The 21,978-nt window shown below is 74.1% G+C and carries 17 protein-coding genes and 1 pseudogene; 10 read left to right on the plus strand and 8 right to left on the minus strand.

All coding sequences use genetic code 11. The annotated features are described in order from the left end of the window. Window positions 1-10: 10 nt before the first annotated feature. The 3 genes and pseudogenes from PV350_RS17175 to PV350_RS17185 form a co-directional block, all read left to right on the plus strand. Window positions 11-937 (plus strand): annotated as a pseudogene (locus PV350_RS17175) (ABC transporter permease); the annotation flags it as partial. Then, a complete protein-coding gene (locus tag PV350_RS17180) occupies window positions 934-1,932 on the plus strand; it encodes an ABC transporter permease (RefSeq protein WP_499513813.1) in 999 nt (332 codons plus the stop codon). The pseudogene PV350_RS17175 and the gene PV350_RS17180, both read left to right, overlap by 4 nt. After that, complete coding sequence (locus PV350_RS17185; RefSeq protein ID WP_500334643.1) at window positions 1,929-3,548, plus strand: dipeptide ABC transporter ATP-binding protein; 1,620 nt, start codon at window positions 1,929-1,931, stop codon at window positions 3,546-3,548. Before PV350_RS17180 ends, PV350_RS17185 begins: the two co-directional genes overlap by 4 nt. A gap of 63 nt (window positions 3,549-3,611) precedes the next feature. Here PV350_RS17185 and thrS read toward each other — a convergent pair whose 3' ends face one another. Further along, the gene (gene thrS, locus PV350_RS17190; RefSeq protein ID WP_500334645.1) at window positions 3,612-4,898 is read right to left on the minus strand and encodes a threonine--tRNA ligase; all 1,287 of its coding nucleotides are present in this window, start codon (window positions 4,896-4,898) and stop codon (window positions 3,612-3,614) included. 306 nt (window positions 4,899-5,204) lie between these two features. On the opposite strand from thrS, the gene pelF reads away from it, so the two are divergent. The 5 genes from pelF (at window position 5,205) to moeZ (ending at window position 10,699) form a co-directional block, all read left to right on the plus strand. Next, entirely contained in the window at window positions 5,205-6,869 is a 1,665-nt protein-coding gene (gene pelF / locus PV350_RS17195; protein ID WP_499513816.1) for a GT4 family glycosyltransferase PelF, read from the plus strand. Next, window positions 6,866-7,627: a hypothetical protein gene (locus tag PV350_RS17200; RefSeq protein ID WP_500334647.1), complete on the plus strand. Its 762-nt coding sequence runs from the start codon at window positions 6,866-6,868 to the stop codon at window positions 7,625-7,627. Before pelF ends, PV350_RS17200 begins: the two co-directional genes overlap by 4 nt. A 118-nt stretch (window positions 7,628-7,745) precedes the next feature. Continuing rightward, entirely contained in the window at window positions 7,746-8,666 is a 921-nt protein-coding gene (locus PV350_RS17205) for an NAD-dependent epimerase/dehydratase family protein (protein ID WP_499513818.1), read from the plus strand. After that, window positions 8,654-9,415: a spherulation-specific family 4 protein gene (locus tag PV350_RS17210; RefSeq protein ID WP_499513819.1), complete on the plus strand. Its 762-nt coding sequence runs from the start codon at window positions 8,654-8,656 to the stop codon at window positions 9,413-9,415. Before PV350_RS17205 ends, PV350_RS17210 begins: the two co-directional genes overlap by 13 nt. Window positions 9,416-9,520: 105 nt before the next feature. Continuing rightward, window positions 9,521-10,699 (plus strand): adenylyltransferase/sulfurtransferase MoeZ, encoded by a 1,179-nt coding sequence (moeZ, locus tag PV350_RS17215; RefSeq protein WP_499513820.1) that lies wholly within the window; start codon window positions 9,521-9,523, stop codon window positions 10,697-10,699. 92 nt (window positions 10,700-10,791) lie between these two features. On the opposite strand, the gene PV350_RS17220 is transcribed toward moeZ, so the two are convergent. The 5 genes from PV350_RS17220 to ligD form a co-directional block, all read right to left on the minus strand. Next, window positions 10,792-11,979 carry an acyltransferase family protein gene (locus tag PV350_RS17220; protein ID WP_500334650.1) on the minus strand — a complete coding sequence of 396 codons (1,188 nt, stop codon included), beginning with the start codon at window positions 11,977-11,979 and terminating at the stop codon, window positions 10,792-10,794. 111 nt (window positions 11,980-12,090) lie between these two features. Beyond that, complete coding sequence (locus tag PV350_RS17225) at window positions 12,091-12,960, minus strand: glycerophosphodiester phosphodiesterase (protein WP_500334652.1); 870 nt, start codon at window positions 12,958-12,960, stop codon at window positions 12,091-12,093. Between the two features lie 282 nt (window positions 12,961-13,242). After that, window positions 13,243-14,310 carry a phosphotransferase family protein gene (locus PV350_RS17230; RefSeq protein ID WP_499513823.1) on the minus strand — a complete coding sequence of 356 codons (1,068 nt, stop codon included), beginning with the start codon at window positions 14,308-14,310 and terminating at the stop codon, window positions 13,243-13,245. Then, window positions 14,307-15,398: an Rv3169 family protein gene (locus PV350_RS17235; protein WP_500334654.1), complete on the minus strand. Its 1,092-nt coding sequence runs from the start codon at window positions 15,396-15,398 to the stop codon at window positions 14,307-14,309. Before PV350_RS17235 ends, PV350_RS17230 begins: the two co-directional genes overlap by 4 nt. Before the next feature lie 66 nt (window positions 15,399-15,464). Then, window positions 15,465-16,496 (minus strand): non-homologous end-joining DNA ligase, encoded by a 1,032-nt coding sequence (ligD, locus tag PV350_RS17240; protein WP_500334656.1) that lies wholly within the window; start codon window positions 16,494-16,496, stop codon window positions 15,465-15,467. A gap of 76 nt (window positions 16,497-16,572) precedes the next feature. Between ligD and PV350_RS17245 the strand changes: the two genes are divergently transcribed. Continuing rightward, window positions 16,573-17,652, plus strand: a complete 1,080-nt coding sequence (locus PV350_RS17245) for an ATP-dependent DNA ligase (protein ID WP_499513826.1) — start codon at window positions 16,573-16,575, stop codon at window positions 17,650-17,652. Here the strand turns inward: PV350_RS17245 and PV350_RS17250 are convergent. Both PV350_RS17250 and PV350_RS17255 read right to left on the minus strand, forming a co-directional pair. After that, complete coding sequence (locus PV350_RS17250; protein ID WP_500334658.1) at window positions 17,625-18,251, minus strand: NIPSNAP family protein; 627 nt, start codon at window positions 18,249-18,251, stop codon at window positions 17,625-17,627. The two genes, PV350_RS17245 and PV350_RS17250, sit on opposite strands and share 28 nt — an antisense overlap. Before the next feature lie 52 nt (window positions 18,252-18,303). Continuing rightward, window positions 18,304-21,054, minus strand: a complete 2,751-nt coding sequence (locus PV350_RS17255; protein WP_500334664.1) for a lysylphosphatidylglycerol synthase transmembrane domain-containing protein — start codon at window positions 21,052-21,054, stop codon at window positions 18,304-18,306. A gap of 341 nt (window positions 21,055-21,395) precedes the next feature. On the opposite strand from PV350_RS17255, the gene PV350_RS17260 reads away from it, so the two are divergent. Further along, window positions 21,396-21,797 carry an MGMT family protein gene (locus tag PV350_RS17260; RefSeq protein ID WP_499513828.1) on the plus strand — a complete coding sequence of 134 codons (402 nt, stop codon included), beginning with the start codon at window positions 21,396-21,398 and terminating at the stop codon, window positions 21,795-21,797. Window positions 21,798-21,978 lie beyond the last annotated feature (181 nt).

The following is a 21,978-nucleotide window of genomic DNA, read 5'->3' on the forward strand; positions in this document are numbered from 1 at the left end:
TGCTCGCCGCGCCCGGCAGCTCTGGCGGCGGCTGCGCGCCCAGCGCGCCGCCCTCGCCGGGGTCGCCGTGATCGCCCTGCTCGTCCTGGTGGCCCTCGCCGCCCCGCTGCTCGCCGCCCTGGAGGGGCAGGACCCGGACGCGTACCACGCCTCGGCCGTCGACTCCGCGCTCGGCGGCGTGCCGACCGGCTCCTTCGGCGGCGTGAGCGCCGACCACTGGCTCGGCGTCGAACCCGGCACCGGACGCGACCTGTTCGCCCGGCTCGTGTACGGCGCGCGGATCTCGCTCGGCATCGGCCTCGCCGCCACCGTCGTGCAGGTCGTCCTCGGGGTCGCGGTCGGCCTCGCCGCCGGCCTCGGCAACCGCTTCCTGGACAACCTGCTCAGCCGGACCACCGACGTCATGCTGGCGCTGCCCACCCTGGTCTTCTCCATCGCCCTGCTGGCGATCGTCCCCGCCGGCTTCCCGCGTCCGGTGCTGCTGGTCCTCGTCCTCGGCCTGCTCGGCTGGGGCGGCACCTCCCGCATCGTCCGGGCCCAGACCCTGAGCCTGAAGTCCCTCGACTACGTGGCCGCCGCCCGGCTCGGCGGCGCCGGCCGGTGGCGGATCGCGCGCCGCGAACTGCTGCCGTCGCTGGCCGCGCCCGTGGTGACCTACAGCGCGCTGCTGGTGCCCTCCAACATCGCGTCGGAAGCGGGACTGTCCTTCCTCGGCATCGGCGTCAAGCCGCCCACGCCCTCCTGGGGACAGATGCTCTCCTCCGCGACCACCTGGTACCAGGCCGATCCGACGTACGTGCTGCTGCCCGCCGGCCTGATCTTCGTCACCGTCCTCGCCTTCACCGCCCTCGGTGACGGCGTGCGCACCGCCCTGGACCCGCGCGCCGGCAGCCGCCTGCGGTCCCTGGCCCGCAGGCGCAAGGAGGCGCGGTCATGATCCTCCTCACCCGGTTCGCGCTGCGCCGGCTGCTGGCGGCCCTGCTGGTCCTGCTCGTACTGAGCATCGCGGTCTACGCGCTCTTCTACGTCCTGCCCGGCGACCCGGCACGGCTGGCCTGCGGGCCGAAGTGCTCCGCCGAGCAGGTCGCCCAGGTCCGCACCCAGCTGGGCCTGGACGACCCGGCCTACGCGCAGTACGCCCACTTCCTTCACGGCCTGTTCGCCGGCACCGACATCAGCACCGGTGTCGGCACCGAGCACTGCGGCGCACCCTGCCTGGGCTTCTCCTACCAGAGCGGCGAGCAGGTGACCTCCCTGCTCGCGCAGCGGCTGCCGGCCACCGCCTCGCTCTCGCTGGGCGCGATGGTGCTGTGGCTGGTCATCGGCGTCGGCACCGGGGTGCTCTCGGCGCTGCGCCACGGCGGGCTCACCGAACGGCTGCTGACCGGGCTCACCCTCGCAGGCAACGCCGTGCCCGTCTTCATCATCGGCATCCTGCTGATGCTGCTGTTCGTCTCGGTGCTGGGCTGGCTGCCCTTCCCGTCCTACGTCCCGCTGACCGAGGACCCCGAGCAGTGGGCGTGGAACCTGGTGCTGCCCTGGCTCTCCCTGGCCATCCTGGAGAGTGCCAAGTACGCCCGGCTGACCCGCAGTTCCATGCTGGACACGCTCGCCGAGGACCATGTGCGCACCTTCCGCGCCTACGGCGTCCGCGAGCGTTCCGTCATCGGACGGCACGCGCTGCGCGGCGCCCTGCCACCGGTCATCGCACTGACCGCGCTGGACCTGGGGACGATGTTCGGCGGCGCGGTGCTCACCGAGTCGCTCTTCGGCATCCCCGGGCTCGGCAAGAGCCTGGTGGACTCGGTGAAGACCGAGGACCTGCCGGTCGTGGTCGGACTGGTGCTGGTCACCGGCTTCTTCGTGGTCCTCGCCAACGCCCTCGCGGACGTCCTGTACGCGGTGGCCGACCGACGGGTGGTGCTGGCATGACGTCACGGCTGATCGAGGTCGAGGACCTCACGGTCGACTTCCCCACCGGCACGGGCACCGTCCGGGCCGTGGACGGGCTCTCCTTCTCCCTGGAGCAGGGCGGCGCCCTCGGCGTCGTCGGCGAGTCCGGCAGCGGCAAGAGCGCCACCGCCTTCACCCTGCTGGGACTGCACCGCGGCAGCGGTGCGCGGATCGGCGGCTCGGTGCGGGTGGCCGGCGTCGACGTCCTGTCCGCTGGGGAGAAGGAACTGCGCGGGCTGCGCGGCGGGCTCGCGGCGATGGTCTTCCAGGACCCGCTGTCCTCGCTCGACCCGTACTTCGCGATCGGCGACCAGATCGCCGAGGTCTACCGGGTCCACCACCCCAAGGCCTCCCGGAGGGCGGCCCGCGCGCGGGCGGTCGAGGTGCTCGACCGGGTCGGCATCGCCGACGCACCGAGGCGGGCCCGCTTCCGGCCGCACGAGTTCAGCGGCGGCATGCGCCAGCGGGCGCTCATCGCCATGGCGCTCGCCTGCGAGCCGCGGCTGCTCGTCGCGGACGAACCCACGACGGCCCTCGACGTCACCGTGCAGGCGCAGATCCTCGACCTGCTCGGCGAACTGCGGCAGGAGACCGGCATGGGGCTGCTGCTGGTCACCCACGACCTGGGCGTGGTGGCCGGGAGCGTCGACGAGGTCCTGGTGATGAAGGACGGCCGTGCCGTGGAGCGCGGGCCGGTCGGCACCGTGCTGGGCGCACCGCAGCAGCCGTACACGCGGGACCTGGTGGCCGCGGTCCCGCGGGTGGAGACGGCGAAGCCGCGCGGCGCGGCCGTGGGCGAGGTCCTTCTCGAAGCCGTCGGCTTGCGGCGGGAGTTCGGCCGGCGCGGCTCCCGGGTCGCGGCGGTCGACGGCGTCTCGCTGACCGTGCGCGCGGGCGAGACGCTCGGCGTCGTCGGCGAGAGCGGCAGCGGCAAGACCACGCTCGGGCGGATGCTCGTGGGGCTCCTGGAGCCCACGGGCGGCGAGCTGCGGCGCCCGGGCGCGCGCTCCGGCCCGGGCACGCCGGGACTGCAGATGGTGTTCCAGGACCCGGTGTCCTCGCTCAACCCGCGGCGCAGCATCGGCGAGTCCATCGCGGACCCGCTGCGGACGGCCGGCGTGCTCGACGACGCCGCGGTCGTCGCCCGCGTGCGGGAACTGCTGGAACGGGTCGGGCTCGACCCCGACTGGTACCACCGCTATCCGCACGAGTTCAGCGGCGGTCAGCGGCAGCGCGTCGGCATCGCCCGGGCGCTGGCGCCCGAGCCGAGGCTGATCGTCTGCGACGAGCCGGTGTCGGCGCTCGACGTCACGACGCAGGCGCAGGTCATCCGGCTGCTGGGCGAGTTGCAGCGCGAGCTGGGAATCGCACTGGTCTTCATCGCCCACGACCTGGCCGTGGTGCGTCAGGTCAGTGACAACGTCGCGGTCATGCGGGCGGGCCGGGTCGTGGAGTACGGGCCTGCCGGGCGGGTCTACGAGGCGCCGGAGCACGAGTACACCAAGGGGCTGCTGGCGGCGGTCCCGGTGCTCGACCCGGAGGAGTCCGCCGCCCGGCGCGCCGCCCGGCGCCACGCCCTGGCGGCCACCGCCTGACGCGCCGGGGCGCGCCCGGCCCGGTCGGACGGGCGCGCCCCGGTCCGCCGTGCCGCGCGGGGGTCAGGCGGGGTCCTCTCGCCCGGGCCACAGCTCCACGTCATGGGCGGCCACGGCCGCACGGACGCGTTCCAGTACCACGTGCGCGGGCAGCGGCGGAAGGCGGCGGCCATCGCGGAGCCGCAGGGCGACGTGCGCGTCCGCGGCCTCCTTCGGGCCGATGACGGCCTGGTAGGGGACGAGGCGGGCCTCCCGGACGCGCGCCCCGAGGGTGCCGCGGTCCGGTGCGCGCAGGTCCGCGCGCAGGCCCAGGTCGAGGCACCGCCCCACCAGCGCCTCGGCCTCGGGCAGCTCGGCCTCCGACACCGGCAGGACGGCCACCTGGGTCGGCGCGAGCCACGGGGGGAACGCTCCGCCGTGCTGCTCGACCAGGTGCGCCACGGCCCGCTCCACGCTGCCGACGACGCTGCGGTGCACCATGACCGGACGGTGCTTCGCGCCGTCCGCGCCGATGTAGTGCAGCCCGAACTGCCGGGGCTGGTGGAAGTCGATCTGCACGGTGGACAAGGTGGCCTCGCGGCCCGCGCCGTCGGCGACCTGGACGTCGATCTTGGGCCCGTAGAACGCGGCCTCGCCCTCCGCCGCCTCGTAGGGCAGCCCCGAGCGGTCCAGGACCTCGGTCAGCAGGGCGGTGGAGCGTTCCCACAGCTCGGGCTCGGCGACGTACTTGCCGCCGGGCCCGGGGAGGGAGAGCCGGTGACGGGCGGGGGTGATGCCCAGGGCGCGGTACGCCCGGCCGATCATCCCCAGGGCGGCGGCGGCCTCGTCGGCGACCTGGTCGAGGGTGCAGAAGATGTGCGCGTCGTTGAGCTGGATGGCCCGTACGCGGGTGAGCCCGCCGAGCACGCCGGACAGCTCGGAGCGGTACATGCCGCCCAGCTCGGCCATGCGCAGCGGCAGTTCGCGGTGGCTGCGCGGGCGCGAGCGGTAGATCAGCGCGTGGTGGGGACAGAGGCTCGGCCGCAGCACGACCTGCTCGCCGCCGAGGTCCATCGGCGGGAACATGTCGTCGCTGTAGTGCGCCCAGTGCCCGGAGATCTCGTACAGCTCGCGTTTGCCGAGCACGGGTGAGTACACGTGCCGGTAGCCCGCCCGGCGTTCGGCCTCGCGGACGTACTCCTCCAGGGCGTGCCGGACGGCGGCGCCGTCCGGCAGCCAGTAGGGCAGTCCTGCGCCGATCAGCGGGTCGGTGTCGAACAGGCCGAGCTCGCGGCCGAGTCTGCGGTGGTCGTGCATGGCGGTCTCCTCGCGGACGGCGGGCGAATGACCGCAAGCGGAAGCCCCGGGCACTCGCCCGGGGCTTCTTCATGACAGGGGTCAGCGCGCCGGGACACTCTCCGGCGTGGTCGTCATGGCAGCGCGCTTCATACCGGTGACGATAACAGCCACCGCCGGCGCCCGCGCGGGAATCGCACCGCGCCCCGCTCGCCCGGGGACCACCCGGTGAACGTCTACCCGGTCACAACGCACAACGCTGGGGAAAGTTACGTCTCTTCACCCCTTTCGGTGGCATGGCGGACAACCGTCCGTCGTGCCCCCACTTCGCCGGAATACGGTCATCGCGCCTGAACAGACCGGTGCGGAGAGGGGGCAGACGTGCGTGTCGCATTACTCGCGGAGGGTGGTTATCCGTACGCCCGGGGTGAGGGGGGCGCCTGGGTCGACCGGCTCGTGCGCGGTCTCCCCGGGCACGAGTTCGCGGTGTACGCGCTCGGCAGGAACGAACGGGCCGGGACGGCGGGGCTGCCGGCGCTGCCACCGCAGGTGCGGGACGTGCGCGTGCTGCCGCTGTGGGGGCCGCCGCCGGGGCCCGGGGGCGTGCCGGGCAAGGCGCGCCGGCGGCGGGCGCAGGCGCTGGAGCAGTACCGCGACCTCGTCGGCGTGCTGGCGGGCGACGCCGGGGCCAATGGCGTGGCGGACCGTTTCGCCTCCGCGCTCTACGGCCTCGCCGAACTCGCCCGCGAGGACGGTGGCGTCCCGGCGCTGCTGCGCTCCGAGCACGCGGTGCGCGTGCTGGAGGAGGTCTGCCGGGCGCCCGGCGCGCGACCCCTCGTCGGAGAGGCGGGGGTGGGCGATCTCCTGCTCGCGGCCGACCAGTTGGAGCGCGCGCTGCGGCCGCTGGCCGCGCCCTGGTACGACGAGTTCGGCGACGCGCTGGCCACCGCCGACCTCTGCCACGCCGTGACCGGCGGCACCGCCCTTCTGCCCGCTCTCCTGGCCAAACGGTTCTTCGGCACGCCGCTGCTGGTGACCGAGTACGGCGTGCGGCTGCGCGAGACCCTGCTGCTGCACCGTGCCGCGGGACTGTCCGCCCCCGTACGCGCCCTGCTCGCCGCCTTCCACCGCCACCTCGCGGGCGAGGCGTACCGCCGGGCCGCCCTGGTCACCCCCGGCAACGCCCACGCGCGCCGCTGGCAGGAGCACTGCGGCGCCGAGCGGGACCGCGTGCGTACGGTCTACCCCGGCTACCAGGGGCCCGTGCCCGAGCCCCCGGCTGACGCCGAGGGCGGCGAGCCGGCGCTGGTGTGGGTCGGCCGGGTCGACCCCGGCAAGGACCTGGTAGGGCTGCTGCACGCCTTCGGGGAGGTGCGCAAGGAGGAACCCGGGGCGCGGCTGCGTGTCGTGCGCGCCGGCGAGGGCGACCCCGCGTACCTGGAGCAGTGCCGCTCCCTGGCGGCGCAGCTCTTCCCCGACGAGGCGGCCGACGCCGTCACCGCGGGCGAGAACCCGGTCACCTTCGAGGAGCTCGGCTCGCCGGGCGCCCCGGCGCTCCCCGACGCGTACGCGGCCGGGGACGTGGTCGTCCTCTCCAGCGTCGTCGAGGGCTTCCCGGTCACCCTGGTCGAGGCCATGTTCTGCGGCCGGGCCACCGTCTCCACGGACGTCGGCGCCGTACGGGAGGTCATCGGCGGGACCGGCCTGGTCGTGCCCCCGCGCAACCCGAAGGCGCTCGCCGAGGCCTGCGTCGCCCTGCTGCGCGACCCCGAGCGCCGGCAGCGGCTGGGCGCCGCCGCACGCGAACGCGCCCTGGAGCTCTTCACCGTCGAGCGGAACCTGGCCGCGTTCCGGGAGATCTACCTCGACCTGGTCGCCCACGCGCCCGGCCGTCAGGCCCCGCTGCGCGATCCGGACGGCACCCCCGTCCCCTTCGGCAGGCCCGCCGAATCCCGTGTCCCCGGCCACTGGACGGCCGTGCCGGCCTGGGCGCTCGCCGCCCGTGAGCCCGCGTACGCCGGAGCCGAGGGGCGGGAACGCGCATGAGCCACGTGCAGGAGACCGAAGCCGGCGCCCGCAGGGGCGGCCCCCGCAAACGCGGCCCCGCCGACCCCGTCCGCGCCCTGATGCACCGTCACCGCCAGCTGTGCGCCGAGGCGGTGGACCCGCTGGAGATCGTGGCCGGACTGGAGGCGCAGGGCGTCACCGACCGCGTCGCGGCGGGCTTCCGGCACCGCGACGTCTTCTCCCTCGCCGAGGAGCTCTACGCCCGGGTCCCCCGCGCCACCGCCCCGCCCGCCGCGGACGCCGCCGAGCTGACCGCGCTCGCGCTGTCCCTCGCGCCGGCCGCCTGGTGCGCCCACCGCTTCGCGGTGCGCTCCCGCGGGCACATGCTGCGCAGCCGCAGCCTGGAGGAGTTCGGCGGTGCCGTGCGGCCGCTGCTGGCGGGCACGCTCGCGCTCTTCCTCGCCTTCGTGCTCGTGCTGCTGTGCGCCGCACGGGCCGTGGCGGGTGCCCCGCTCACCCCCGCCGCGCTCGCCGGGCCCGCGGCGCTCGCCCTGTTGCTGTTCACCGCCCGTCTGCTCGCGGTGCACGGCCACCCCGACCCGGCCGCCATCGGCACCGGGCTCGCCTGCGCCACCGAGGCCGTGGCCCTGGCCGCGGCCCTGCTGAACCGGTCCCCCCTCCCGCCGTCCGCCGTCCCCGTGCTGGCCTGCGCGGCCGCCGCCCTGGCGCTGGCGGCCCACGCCCTGACCACGCTCTCGCGCGCGTCGGCGCACACGGCCGCGGCGGCGCCGCGATGAGCGGCCGGCGGCCGGGGCGGCCCGGCACACCCCGCAGTTCCGTAGAAGAAGCCAAGGAGCCATTCACGATGACCCACCCGCACCCCCGACCACGGCGAGCGCAGCGGAGGCGCTCGCTATGAGAGTCCTCCTCCTGGGCGCCAACGGATTCGTCGGCCGCCATGTGGCCGAACGGCTGCTGGCCGACCCCGCCGTGCAGCTGACCGCCCTCGGCCGCAGCGACGACGCGGACGTGCGCTTCGACCTGTCGTCCGGCAGTCCCGGCGCGCTGGCGCGCTTCATGGACGCCGTCCACCCCGGGGTCGTCGTCAACTGCGCGGGCGCCACGCGCGGCGGGGCACGCGAACTCACACGGCACAACACGATCGCGGTCGCCTCCGTGTGCGAGGCGATGCGCCGCAGCGCCACCTCCGCCCGGCTGGTCCAGGTGGGCTGTGCCGCGGAGTACGGGCCCTCACCCACCGGTTCCTCGACGGCCGAGGACGCCGTGCCCCGTCCGGGCGGTCCGTACGGGGTCAGCAAGCTCGCCGCGACGGAACTGGTGCTCGGCTCCGGGCTCGACGCCGTCGTGCTGCGGGTCTTCACCCCGGTCGGCCCGGGGACGCCCACCGCCTCACCGATCGGGCGGCTCGCGGAGGCGATGCGCCGGGCCATGCAGACCGGCGACGGCGAGCTGAAGCTGACCGGACTCGGCGTGCAGCGGGACTTCGTGGACGTGCGCGACGTGGCCCGCGCCGTGCACGCGGCCTCGCTCTCCGCCGCCCAGGGCCTGGTCAACATCGGCACGGGCCGGGCCGTACCGCTGCGCGAGGTGGCCGCGGCCCTGGCCAACGCCGCGGGCTACGCGGGCGCCCTCCACGAGGTCGAGGACCCGCACCTGATGGCGAACGGCACCGGCCACCCCCACTACCCGGACGGCTGCGGCGCCTGGCAGCAGGCCGACATCCGCACCGCCCGCGACCGCCTCGGCTGGCGTCCGCGCATCGCCCTCGAGGAATCCCTCGCCGACGTCTGGATGGAGGCGGCATGCCGCGTGTGACACCGAGCGGCCTGCGCAGGCCGATCGACCGCTGCGACGGACTGGGCTTCGGGGTCCCCGCGTACGCGCACCCGCTGGTCGCCCCGGGCGAATGGGCCGAACTGGCCCGTCCCGAGGCGCCGATGCACTGGGTGGTGCTCAACGCGGCGCGGGGCCCGGGCGCCCGGATCGACCCGCTCTACACGCAGGCGTGCGCCCGGCTGCGCGACGCGGCCGTACCGGTGCTCGGGTACCTGGACACCCGGCACGGGGCGCGTCCCTTCGGCCAACTGGTCGCCGACGCGCACCGCTTCCTCGACTGGTACCGGGTCGACGGCTTCTACCTCGACCGTGCGCCGACCACGAGTTCGGAGCTGTCCGACTGCCGCCGGGTGATCACCACCCTGCGCGCGCTGCTGACGGTGGAGGGCGGCGGCACCGGGCACGTCGTGCTCGGTCACGGCTGCCATCCGTACGAGGGCTACGCCGAAGCCGCCGACCAACTGGTGACCTTCGCCGGGCCGTGGATGCAGTACCGCTGGTCGGAAGCGCCGGAGTGGACGGCCGCGTACCCGCCGGAGCGCTTCTGCCACCTGGTGCACGGCGTCCCCGCCCCGCACCTGGAGAACGCCATGCGGATCGCCCGCTGGCAGGGCGCGGCGACCGTCTACTTCACCGACCGCACCGACCACGCGGCCTGGGACGGCCTGCCGGGCTACTGGGACGAGGCCTCGCGCATGCTCCGCCGCCAGCCACCGCCCAGCATGTGACCAACATCGGTCTCGCCCCTCGGGACGGCGGTCTCGGAATGAAGAAGGGCGTGGCAGTGTTACGGGAATAACCACCGTAGTGATCGATCGACAAACGGAGTCCCCGTGTCGCTGCCACCCCTGGTCGAGCCGGCCGCCGAGCTCACCGTCGACGAGGTCCGCAGGTACTCCCGCCACCTGATCATCCCCGACGTGGGGATGGACGGGCAGAAGCGGCTGAAGAACGCCAAGGTGCTCTGTGTGGGCGCCGGCGGTCTCGGTTCGCCCGCCCTGATGTACCTGGCCGCCGCCGGGGTGGGCACGCTCGGCATCGTGGAGTTCGACGAGGTCGACGAGTCCAACCTGCAGCGCCAGATCATCCACAGCCAGGCGGACATCGGCCGTTCCAAGGCGGAGTCCGCCCGCGACAGCGTCAAGGGCATCAACCCCTACGTCAACGTGGTCCTCCACGAGGAGCGGCTCGAGGCCGACAACGTGATGGACATCTTCAGCCAGTACGACCTGATCGTCGACGGCACGGACAACTTCGCGACCCGCTACCTGGTCAACGACGCGTGCGTGCTGCTGAACAAGCCGTATGTCTGGGGCTCCATCTACCGCTTCGACGGCCAGGCGTCGGTCTTCTGGTCCGAGCACGGCCCCTGCTACCGCTGCCTGTACCCCGAGCCCCCGCCGCCGGGCATGGTGCCCTCCTGCGCCGAGGGCGGTGTCCTGGGCGTGCTGTGCGCGTCCATCGGCTCCATCCAGGTCACCGAGGCCATCAAGGTCCTCACCGGCACCGGCGAGCCGCTCGTCGGCCGCCTGATGATCTACGACGCCCTGGAGATGCAGTACCGCCAGGTCAAGGTCCGCAAGGACCCGGACTGCGCGGTCTGCGGCGAGAACCCGACCGTCACCGAGCTCATCGACTACGAGGCCTTCTGCGGCGTCGTCTCCGAGGAGGCGCAGGAGGCGGCGATGGGGTCGACGATCACTCCCAAGCAGCTCAAGGAGTGGATCGACGACGGTGAGAACATCGACATCATCGACGTCCGTGAGCCCAACGAGTACGAGATCGTCTCCATCCCGGGTGCGCGTCTGATCCCCAAGAACGAGTTCCTCATGGGCAACGCCCTCCAGGACCTCCCCCAGGACAAGAAGATCGTCCTGCACTGCAAGACCGGCGTCCGCTCCGCCGAGGTCCTCGCCGTCCTGAAGTCCGCGGGCTTCTCCGACGCGGTCCACGTCGGCGGTGGCGTCATCGGCTGGGTCAACACGATCGAGCCCGACAAGCCGGTGTACTGACCGACAGGTGAGGCGAAGGCCCGCGGCGTCCGACCGGTTCGGACGCCGCGGGCCTTCGCCGTTCCCGTGGGTCGGACGTCACGGGCCGGACGTCACGGACCTGCCGGCGCGGCCTCGGCCGGCCCTGGCCGGGCCGGCCCGTTGGTCCGCGAACGGACCGGCGCGAGCAGGGACTTCCAGGAGCGGTGCCGCTTGAAGGGCAGCTCGAAGATCCGGGCGAACAGCCACGCCACCAGCAGCGAGACGGGCAACGCCACTACGAGGGTGAACCAGAACGTGGGCAGCCCGGGGGAGACGAACCCGGGGGCGACGCGCCTGATGACGGTCATGACGACGGGCAGGTGCACGAGGTAGAGGCTGTACGAGAAGTCGCCGAGGACCCGGACGGGGCGTGCGGTCAGGAGCCGTAGCAGGAGGGCGGGCCTTCCGGTGGCGACCGCGGCGATCAGCATCGTCATGGCGGGCGCGACGGCGAGGTCCACCCAGAAGTAGTGGTCCACCGTCCAGACCCGGCCCTTGACGGCGGCGAGCGCCACGACCGGCACGGCGGCCAGGACGGCGAACCAGTGCCACGGCAGGCGCCGGACCCGGGCCGACGCGACGACGATCCCCGCGCCCGCCAGGCCGGCGACGAACACCGGGGCGAGGTGCGGGGTGAGCCAGTTGTCCCCCTCCACCGGGGTCGCGTGCGCGGCCGTCAGGCCCCGGGCGACGACCAGGAGCGTCACGCCCGCGACCAGGACCACGGCCCCCAGCCGCCGCCGGACGAACAGCAGGAGCGGGAAGAGGAGGTAGAGCTCCGCCTCCACGCCGATCGACCAGAACGTGCCGTTCGGCGTCGGCGCGGTGAACACGTCCTGGGCGACCAGCCCGTACACCAGGACCGTCGCGCCGGTGGGCGGCCCGAAGTGCGAGGCCGGCACCACGAACAAGGCGACGACCAGGCTCAGCGCGAGCGCCGCCCAGTACGGGGGGAGGATGCGCCAGGCCCGGCGCCGCAGGAAACGGGCGGCACCGCCCAGCCGCCAGCCGTCGCGCGCCGGGGAGACGGCCAGCGAGAACCCCGACAGCACCAGGAAGAAGACGACGGCGAGCCGGCCGTACATCAGCCCGTCCAGCCACCGGGGGGCGGAACTGTCGGGATACCCCGGGAACGTGTACAGCCAGCAGTGGAACAGGAGTACGTACAGTGCGGCCAGGCCGCGCAGACCTTCGAGGCCCGGCACTTCCTGCCGGCCGTGCGCCGTGCCGGCGCTGCTGACGGGGCGGCTCGCGTCCAAGGGGATCGTTCGGCCCTTTCCCTCCACGTCGGCGACCCGGTGCCACCCACGGTGACTGGTACGTCGCGTTCGGCCGAGCGGTTCAACGGGCCGCGCACGCCCCCGTCCGGGTCACTGCACGCCGTTGCGGATGACGTCCGGGCGGTTGGTGATGATGCCGTCGGCGCCGAGGGCCGCCATGCGGACGGCGGTGGTGAGGTCGTCGACCGTCCACGCGTTCACGCGCAGCGGCTTGCCGTCGGGGCCCTTCGTGCCGTGGACCGCCTGCACGTAGGCGTAGGTGACGTCCTTCTCGTCCGGGTTGATCTGGTCGGCGAAGGCCGCGTACTCCTTCAGCTGTGAGACCGGCGGGCTGCCCAGGAAGCCGGTCTCGACGGCCGGGCGCAGTGCGTGGGTGCGGCGCAGGGCGTCGGCGCTGAAGCTCTGGATGACCAGGCGGCCGGAGAGGTGGGCCCGGTCGAGCCAGCCGGCCTTCTCGAGGGTGTCGACGGTCTGCTTCTCGATGCCGGGGTAGAGCTCGGGCTGCTTGAGCTCCAGCAGCAGGCCCTGCTGGTCGCGGTCGAGGAGGGTCAGGTACTCCTGGAGGGTGGGGACGCGCTCGCCGCGGAAGCGGGGCGCGAACCAGCTGCCGGCGTCGAGCCGGCGGATCTCGGCGAGCGTGAAGTCGGCGACGCGCCAGGGGGAGCGGTCCGGGAAGACCTGCTCGACGTCGGTGGTGCGGTTCAGCGTCGTGTCGTGGATCACCACCAGGGCCCCGTCCTTGGTGCGCTGGACGTCGTTCTCGATCCACTTGATGTTCTGCTCGTTGGCCCGGCGTACGGCCGCCAGGGTGTTCTCGGGGGCCTCGGTGGACGCGCCCCGGTGGGCGAAGACCGTGGGGGAGGAGGGGTCCGCGGGGGCCGCGTGGGCCGGCATGGTGACGAACGCGGAGGCTCCCAGCAGGGCGACGGCCGTGGCGGTACGGGCGAGGTGCTGGTGCATGCGTACTCCTCACGACGGCGCGGGTCCCCTCCCCGACCGAGGGTCGCAGCCCGTACCCGGACACGGCAGTGCACGACATGACAAACGGGTGAATATCGTCATCCCGTTCCCCCGCCAGGGTGGCACGGATGACGTCCGGCCGCAGGTCCTGAGGTCCACCCGGGTGGCGGCCGCCCAGCAACGGGCCGCGGGGCCGTCCGGGGCGCCGCTGCGGGCACCCCGGACGGCCCCGCCGTCACGGAACGTGAGGTTCTGCGTGAGGTTCCGGGCCGGGTCCCGGGATCAGCCGTGGCGGCCCTCCACCATCGCCTCCAGCGTGTCCCGGTGCAGGATCAGCGCGTCCGGGTCGGCCGGCATCTCGCGCTCCCCGAAGTGCACCTGGCGGTGACCGATCCGCAGCATCACGACCGCGTGCCGCAGCGCGGCGTACAGGAGGTGGAAGTCCAGGTGGCGCGGGGTGTGCCCGGTGAGCTCCGCGTAGGTCGCCGCGACGCGGTCGCGGCCGAGGAAGTCCGGCATGCCGGGGAAGCCGGCGGTGACGGTGAGGTCCTGGAAGAAGCGGTGCAGGTACACCAGCCAGGCGAGATCCAGTTCCCGGGGGCCGGCGGAGGCCATCTCCCAGTCGAGGACGGCGACGGGGGCGAAGTCGGCGTCGTAGACGATGTTGCCGACCCGGGCGTCGCCCCAGCTGAGCACGGACGGGCCGGGGTCGGCGGGCCAGTGCTTCTCCAGCCACGCGAAGGCCCGCTCGATGACGGGGGAGGGCGCCAGCCCGTCCACGACCCACTCGTAGTAGGCGCGTTGGGCGTCGACGTGCGCGCGCAGGGTCCCCTCGCCGGGGACGGTGTGGAGTTCGGCGAGGACGCGCACCGTCGAACGTTCCAGCCGCGCCCGGTCCTCCTCGGAGGCGTCGAAGAGCCAGTTGCCGCCGTAGGTGTAGGGCATGACGTCCGGCGGGACGCGCCCCGGGACGCGCTCCATGACGAAGAAGGGCGCGCCGAGCGGCCCCGGGTCGGGCTCCAGCCACAGCAGTTCGGGCACGGGGACGCGGGTGCGCGTGGCGACCGTCCGGATGACGCGGTACTGCGCGGCCATGTCGTACGTCGGGAAGACGGTGTAGGCGTCGGGGTCGCCGGCCAGCCGCAGCACGCAGGGGCGGATGCGCTGGCGTGCGGTGCCCCCCGGATGGGGGACGGCCAGGTCGAACAGGACGGTCTCGCTGGACAGGCCGTTCGCGGAGGGGGCGTGCACCGCGCGGCTGTGGGCGCCGGGGTGCTTCGCGGCCAGCCACTCGTCGAGGCGGCTGCGCAGCAGTCGGGGATCGCGGGTGGTGGTGCGCACCGTTGTCACATGGCCTCCTGACCGGTGAAGCCGCTGGGGGTGTGGCGGCCGAAGCTGCCGTGCTCAAAGATGCCGTAGCCGACCCGGCCGTCCCAGGCGAAACGCGCGGCGTGGTCGGTGACTCCGTACGCGGCCGGCGCCATGACCGCCGGATCCGTCAGGTCATACGCACGGCGGTCGAGCCATCCGCGGCCCTTCCACTCGCCGTGCTGCCAGTCGCGGGCGGGCGGGTAGCCGGCCCCGACGGCGAGCGGGCTGGAGACCAGCACCTCGGCCTCGATCTTCCCGCCGTCGAGGTGGACGACGGCGGAGACCGGGGTGCGGGTGCCCTCCCGGTAGGTGATGCCGACCTGGGCCCGGCCCAGTTGCCGGTCCGGGCCGTGCTCGGTGATCTGCAGGGCCTCGTCCAGGGAGCGGTAGCCGTCGGCGTCCTCCTGGGCGATCACCATGACGAAGCGGTCGTCGAACCGGATCGGTATCCACAGCCAGTGGAAACCCTGCGGGCGGTGCTCCTCCTCGGCCCGTCCCGGCGCCTCGCCGGGCACCGGGCGCACACCCCAGCTGCGGTCCCGGGTGGCCGTCCAGCGGCCGCGCTCCACGTGGATCTCCTCGCCGTCGCCGGTGCGGACCACACCGTGGCAGGTGCCGGCCTGGACGAAGCGGCTGGCCTCCAGGAAGAGCCGGCCGCCCCGGTACTGGGCGTGGTGCGGCTCCTCGACGGCCGGGAACGCGGCCTCCCATTCCAGGTCGTACGAGAGGAATTCGTCGTCGCAGGTCAGCCGGAGCCTGCGGAGCGGTTCCAGGACGTCGATGCGCAGCGGCCCGACCTGCTGCCGCATGCGGTCCTCGCCGAGCGCGTCCGAGGCGCGCACCGCGAGCATGCCGGTTCCGCGCGTCAGGGTCGTGTAGGCGTCGGTGACGCCGAGGTTGGGGTGGACGCCGAGGCCGGTGACGAGCAGGGCCCGGCCCTCGTGGTCGAAGAAGTGGAAGATCGAACGGTCGTAGGCGTTGCGGTCACCGGTCGCGACGTGGCGCATGGAACGGGCGATCTGATGGACCGGGTACTCGTCCAGGGGCACGGGTCGAGGCGCGGGCATGCGCCTGATGATGCGTCAGCGCGGTCGCGGTGGGAAGGGGTCGTGCCGCGCCGTCCTGCCGCGCCGTCAGTCCTCGCCCCCGGCGGCGTCCGGCTTGCTCCTGGCCCGGCTCGGCTGCACCCGCAGCGGCTCCCCGGGCATCTTGGGGTGGTCCGGCGGGTACGGCATGTCACCCAGCCCGCGGTCGTGCTCGTCGCGTTCGGCCAGTTCCAGGACGGCGTCCAGCCGGAAGGCGTGCTCCTCCATGCCGGCGTGGACGTCGCCCAGCTCGGCGTAGCGCGCGGGCATGGTGACCAGGTCGAAGTCCCGCGGGTGCGCCTGCGGCACCTCCTCCCAGCGCAGCGGCGCGGAGACCGGGGCGTACGGCTTGGGCCGTACGGAGTAGGCGGAGGCGATGGTGCGGTCGCGCGCGGTCTGGTTGTAGTCGACGAAGATCTTCTCGCCGCGCTCCTCCTTCCACCACGCGCTGGTGACCTGCCCGGGCATCCGACGCTCCATCTCGCGGGCGATGGCGATGGCGGCCCGCCGCACCCCGGTGAACGTCCACTCGGGCTCGATGGGCACGAAGACGTGCAGGCCCCGCCCGCCGGAGGTCTTGGGCCAGCCGCGCAGGCCCAGCTCCTCCAGCAGCCCGCGCAGTTCGCCGGCGACGCGCACCGCGTCGGCGAAGTCGGTGCCCGGCTGCGGGTCCAGGTCGATGCGCAGTTCGTCCGGGTGGTCGAGGTCGCCGCGCCGGACCGGCCACGGGTGGAAGGTGAGGCAGCCGAGGTTGGCGCCCCAGACGACCGCGGCCACCTCGGTCGGGCAGATCTCGTCGGCGTGGCGGCCGGAGGGGAAGCGGATGCGGCCGGTGGGGATCCAGTCCGGGGTGTTCTTCGGCGCGCGCTTCTGGAAGAACGACTCGCCCTCGACCCCGTCCGGGTATCGCTCCATCGTCGTCGGCCGGTCGCGCAGCGCCCGCAGGACGCCGTCGCCGACCGTGAGGTAGTAGCGGGCCACGTCCAGCTTGGTGAAGCCCGGTTCCGGGAAGTACACCTTCCCCGGGTTCGAGATCCGGACCGTCCGCTCGCCGACGGTCAGCTCGACCGCCTCTGCCATGCCGTCACCGCCTCTCCCGTCCCCGACACGGTAGGCCCGACGGGCGGGCGGCGCCCGTCGGGCGGAGAATCGCGGCATGGACCTGCCGGTGATGCCGCCCGTGAAGCCGATGCTCGCCAAGTCCGCCACCGAGATCCCGCCCGGCATGCTGTACGAGGGCAAGTGGGACGGGTTCCGCGCCATCGTCTTCCGCGACGGCGCCGAGGTGGAGATCGGCAGCCGCACCGGCAAGTCCCTGACCCGCTACTTCCCGGAGGTCGTCGAGGCGGTCCGCGCCCAACTGCCGCCGCGTGCCGTCGTCGACGGGGAGATCGTCATCGCCGGCGAGGGCCGGCTGGACTTCGACGCCCTGCTGGAGCGCATCCACCCCGCCGACTCCCGTGTGCGGCAGCTCGCCGAACGCACCCCCGCCTCCCTCGTCGCCTTCGACCTGCTGGCGCTCGGCGACCGCTCCTTGATGGCGGACCCGCAGACCTGGCGCCGCCAGGCCCTGGTCGACGCGCTCGGCACGGCACGGCCACCGGTCCACGTCGCCCCCGCCACCACCGACATCGAGCTGGCCCGGCGGTGGTTCGAGCAGTACGAGGGCGCGGGACTGGACGGCGTCGTCGCCAAGCCCCCGGACGTCGGCTACCGCCCCGACGAACGCGTCATGATCAAGGTGAAGCACGAGCGCACCGCCGACTGCGTGCTGGCCGGCTTCCGCTGGCACAAATCCGGTCCCGTCGTCGGCTCCCTCCTGCTCGGCCTGCACGACGCCGCCGGCCGGCTCCAGCACGTCGGCGTCTGCGCCTCCTTCGCGATGCGCCGGCGCGAGGAACTCGTCGCCGAACTGGAGCCGCTGCGCATGGAGTCCGCCGAGGGCCACCCCTGGGCCGACTGGGCCGAGGCGGGGGCACACCCGGCGAAGCCAGGGGGAGAGCCCGGCGGCCGCATGCCCGGGGCCCAGAGCCGCTGGAGCGCGGGGAAGGACCTGTCCTGGGTCCCGCTGCGGCCCGAGCGCGTCCTGGAGGTCGCGTACGACCACATGCAGGGCGACCGATTCCGGCACACCGCCCGGTTCCGCCGCTGGCGGCCCGACCGCGACCCCGCCGGCTGCAGCTATGCGCAGCTGGAGGAACCGGTCGGCTACGACCTCGGCGACATCCTGCGCTGAGGCCCCGCAACGCGCACCGGGGCGAGCCGCAGCCGCTGCGGCGGCCGCAGCAACCGCCGCTCCGGGCCGGCGGGCAGGGCGGGCTCCGCGGGGCGTGCGCCGGCCTGCGCGTAGGCGGCGAACCAGACCACGACGTCCTCGCCGGTGCGCACGGGCAGCGCCGGGAAACCGTTGGCCGCGTGCTCGGTGCGGTGCACGGCGCGGGCGGAGTCCGGGGGCACGAAGCCGGACGGGTCGGCGGGGTGGCAGACGGTCGCGACGACCAGCCCGGCGTCGTCCGGCACGCGGTAACCGGGGCCGCGCAGCAGCAGGACGTCGTCGGAGGCGGTCATGGTCGCGTTGGCCTCCTCGCGGTGCGCCCGCCAGACGGGGCCGTCGTAGAAGGCGTGCAGGGCGCGGGTCCTGGCCGCCATGTCGGGGAAGGCCCGCATCCATACGAAGCGGTCCGGGTCGTCCAGGTCGCGGAACCGGCCGCCGACCCGGATCCCGGCGGCCTCCTGACCGGTGACGAACTCGCGCTCGAACAGCTCGACCAGGGTGTCCCGGGCGCCGGGGCGCAGGGTGTACTGCCGCAACTCGACGATGTGCGTGGTGTCCATGACCGGGGACCGTAGGGGCGGCCCACTGACATCCCCTGTCAGTGGGCCCGCGTCACAGCGCCTGCCGCCTGGTGAGCTGGGTGAACGCCAGCCAGCCGGGCAGCACCGGCAGCCAGAAGGTCAGCACCCGGAACAGCAGCACCGCGGAGGTGGCCGTCGCCGAGTCCAGGTGGCCGATGGTGGTCAGACCGGCGATCAGCGCGCCCTCGACCGCGCCCAGGCCACCCGGGGTCGGGGCGGCGGAGCCCAGCGCGTTGCCCGCCAGGAAGATCACCGCGACCGCCGCGAAGTTCACCTCGCCGTGGAAGGTGCGGATGCTGGCGTCCAGGCAGAGCACGAAGGCGAGGGTCAGCAGCAGCGTGCCGCCGATGCCCGTGGTGAGCTTCATCGGCTGCTGCAGCACGTCCAGCATGCGCGGCACCACCCCGGCGAACAGCGCCCGCACCCGCGTGGACACGAAGCGCCGCAACGGCGGCACCGCGGTGACGACCAGGAAGAGCACGCCGGCCGTCAGCAGGCCCGCCATCACCGTCCGGGACGGCGACAGGGAGGGCGTCTTCTCGGTGCCCGTGATGTAGCCGAACACCAGCAGCAGGCTGATGTGCGAACCGAGGCCGACCAGCTGCGAGGCCCCCACGCTCGCCACCGCCAGGCCCGGGCGCACGCCCGACTTCTGCAGGTAGCGCGTGTTGAGCGCCACGCCGCCGATGGCCGCGGGGGCCACCAGCTTCACGAAGGAACCGGCGACCTGCGCCAGCGTGGTGCGGACGAAGGACAGCTTCTCCGGCACGAAGCCGGACAGCGCCATCGCCGCCGCGACGTAGCTGAGCGCGGAGGCCAGCACGGCCACGATGACCCAGATCCAGTTCGCCTCGGCCAGCAGCGTCGCCGGGTCGATGCTGCTGATCTGGGAGAGCAGGAAGTACGCGGCGAAGGCGCCCGCGATGATGCTGATCAGCGTGCGCGGCCGCACCCGCTCCAGCCGTACCGGCTCCACCGGGGCCTGCGGACGGATGAGCAGCACCTGGTGGCGGATCCGGGTGAGCAGGTCCTCCTCGCGGACCCCGTCCAGCGCGTCCTCGATCGCCTTCTTCTCGGCCCGCCGCTCGGCCTTGGTCTCCTTGCCCGCGTCCTTGCCGGCTGCCTCACCCGCGTCACCGGTCACCCCGTCCGCCCGCCGGGCGCGGGACGCGGCCAGCACCGCCTCGCGTTCACGCTGCGCCCGCTCCCTGGCGAGCTGCTTCAGCGTGGCCCGGGTGGTGCGGCTGAGCGCGATCGGCTGCAGCAGCGGCAGGGAGTCGGCGACGGCGTCCGGGCCCAGCACGGCCACGGCCGAGGCCACCGATCGCTCCGGGCCGACGCGCAGCGCCAGGGTGGTGAGCAGCTGCGCCACGTCCATGCGCAGCACGATGTCGCCCGCCGCGATCTCCCCGCCGCGCAGGTCGGTCAGGAAGACGTCGCCGTGGCGATCCATCTTCAGCGCCTCGCCGACCAGCCTGCGGTGCGCGATCCGGCGCGACTGCAGCGCCCGCACCTGCTCCCAGGCGCCGTGCAGCACCTCGTCGGTGATCTCCTCGTCCGACAGCGCGTCCAGGGAGCGCCCGCCCATGTGCTCGTACACCAGCATCACGGCGTCCGGGCCCAGCTCGGAGGTGGCGATCAGCCGCGGGGCGTTGGCGCCGGCGGCGATGGCCGCGTAGGCCAGCAGCGCCTCCTGCTCCAGCGCCTGGCGCAGCGACTGCAGGCTGCGCCGCTGGGTGATCCCGCGCAGCTGGAGCCGGCGCCACATGCGGTAGAAGAAGCCGTGCGCCTGCTGCTCGCGGTCCACGACCGTGACGTCGAGCAGCGGGCCCTGCTCCAGGGTCACCAGGTAGCGGCGGCCCCGGTCGGAGTCGGGCGCGTCGGGGAACTCGTCCTCCGCGCGGACCGCGGTCAGCGGGGCGAAGCCCACCCGGCGCAGGCCCGCGAGCAGGTTCTGGCCGGTCGGGCGGACGTTCGGCGAGCCGACCCCGTAGAGCGTGCCGTACGCCACGGTCCAGCCGATGAGCACGGTCACGATGATCGAGAACGGTGTCGTGTAGCCGCCCACCAGCACCGCGAAGGAGTCCACGACCAGCACGAACCACAGCGCCACCCGCCAGCGCGGCCGCCGGGCCATGCCGACCGCCGTCATGTAGGCGATCACCGGGGCCAGGTAGCCGTGGACCGGGTCGGTGATCCCGCCGCCGGGCGCGTCACGGGTCAGCGCGTCCCGGATCGCCACCGGCGCCGCGTCCGACACCCACAGGTCGGTGGCGAGCGACACCCCGTGGGCCAGGACCGCGGCCAGCACGCCGTCCGCGATGCGCAGCCCGTCCCGCTTGATCAGCCGCTCCACGGCGAACGCCACGGGCACGATCAGCACCGCCACGGTCGCCAGCAGCCCGGCGATCGTGATCAGCGGCTCGGGCGCGTGCGTCGCGCCCTCGGCGATGTCCTGCTCCACGCCGGAGGTCGTCGCGTGCGCGAAGCCCGCGATCATCAGCACGATCGCGATGCCGAGGAGCCCGAAGAGGAAGCGCATGAGGTCGACGGGCCGGTGCACGCGCGCGGGCAGCAGCGGCTCGTCCCGCGCCACCGGGTCGGTGTGCGGGGTGGTGCCGGTGACGGACTCTTCGGCGCCGGGGCCGTCGGCGGTGCCGGGGGCCTCGGCGTCCGGGGTCTCGGTGTCCGGGGTCTCGGCGTCCGGGGTCTCGGTGTCCGGGGCCTCGGCGGTGCCGGGGGTGTCGTCCTGGGCGTCGTCCCCGGACCGCGCGGGCGTCACCGCCGGCTGTCCGGCCGGGGCCTTCGATGTGGCGCGGGTCTCACCGCGCGGGGCGTCACCGGACGCGGACACGGCCTGCTCGGCGCGCTCGTCCGGAGCCGCCGGAGCGCCGTCCCCGGGGCCCTCGGAGGCAGCGGGGACCGCGCGAGCGGCTCCGTTCCCGCTCACGTCGTGCTCTCCTGCTGTCTCTTTTTGATCTCGTATCACCAGTCACCGCCCGGATGATGGTGGCACGAGCGGCGCGCGCATGGGCGCAGGAGGGGGCAATTCGCCGTCCCGGGCGCCCCCGCACGCGCGGGCGCCGGCCGCGACTGTCGGTGCCGTGGGGCACCATGTGACGGATGAGCAAGGACACCGCACACGACCCGGACGACGGTCCGGACGACGACGTCCAGGAGCTGCCCGCGTACGCGGAGCGCGTGCTGGACGTCGCCGAGCGGATCCCGCCCGGACGGGTCATGACCTACGGCGACGTCGCCGAGTGGCTGGAGGAGGGCGGTCCCCGGCAGGTGGGCCACGTCATGGCGCTGTACGGCGGGGCCGTGCCGTGGTGGCGCGTGGTGCGCGCGGACGGCGGGCTGCTGCCGGGCCACGAACTGCGCGCCCTGGAGCACTACCGCGCGGAGGGCACCCCGCTGCGCCAGGCCCCGCGGGCCGCGAAGGGCCACATACCCCGCCTCGACATGCGCAGGGCCCGCTGGGACGGCACGGACCCCGTGCCCGGCCCCGGCGGGGACGACTGACGACCGGACGCTCACACCATCCAGCTTCCGCCATCGGCGACCGGTTGATGCCATCGGCCGTCCGGACGGAGTACGGCGCCCCGCGCCCGGCCGCTCCCGCATCCGTACGGGAAGGACGGGACGCGCGGCGGTCCCGTCGGCCGGTGGCGTACCGTCGGCACCCGGCCTCCCCCGGCCACCG

The organism is Streptomyces sp. PA03-6a, assembly GCF_033792765.1.
Taxonomy (GTDB): Bacteria; Actinomycetota; Actinomycetes; order Streptomycetales; family Streptomycetaceae; genus Actinacidiphila.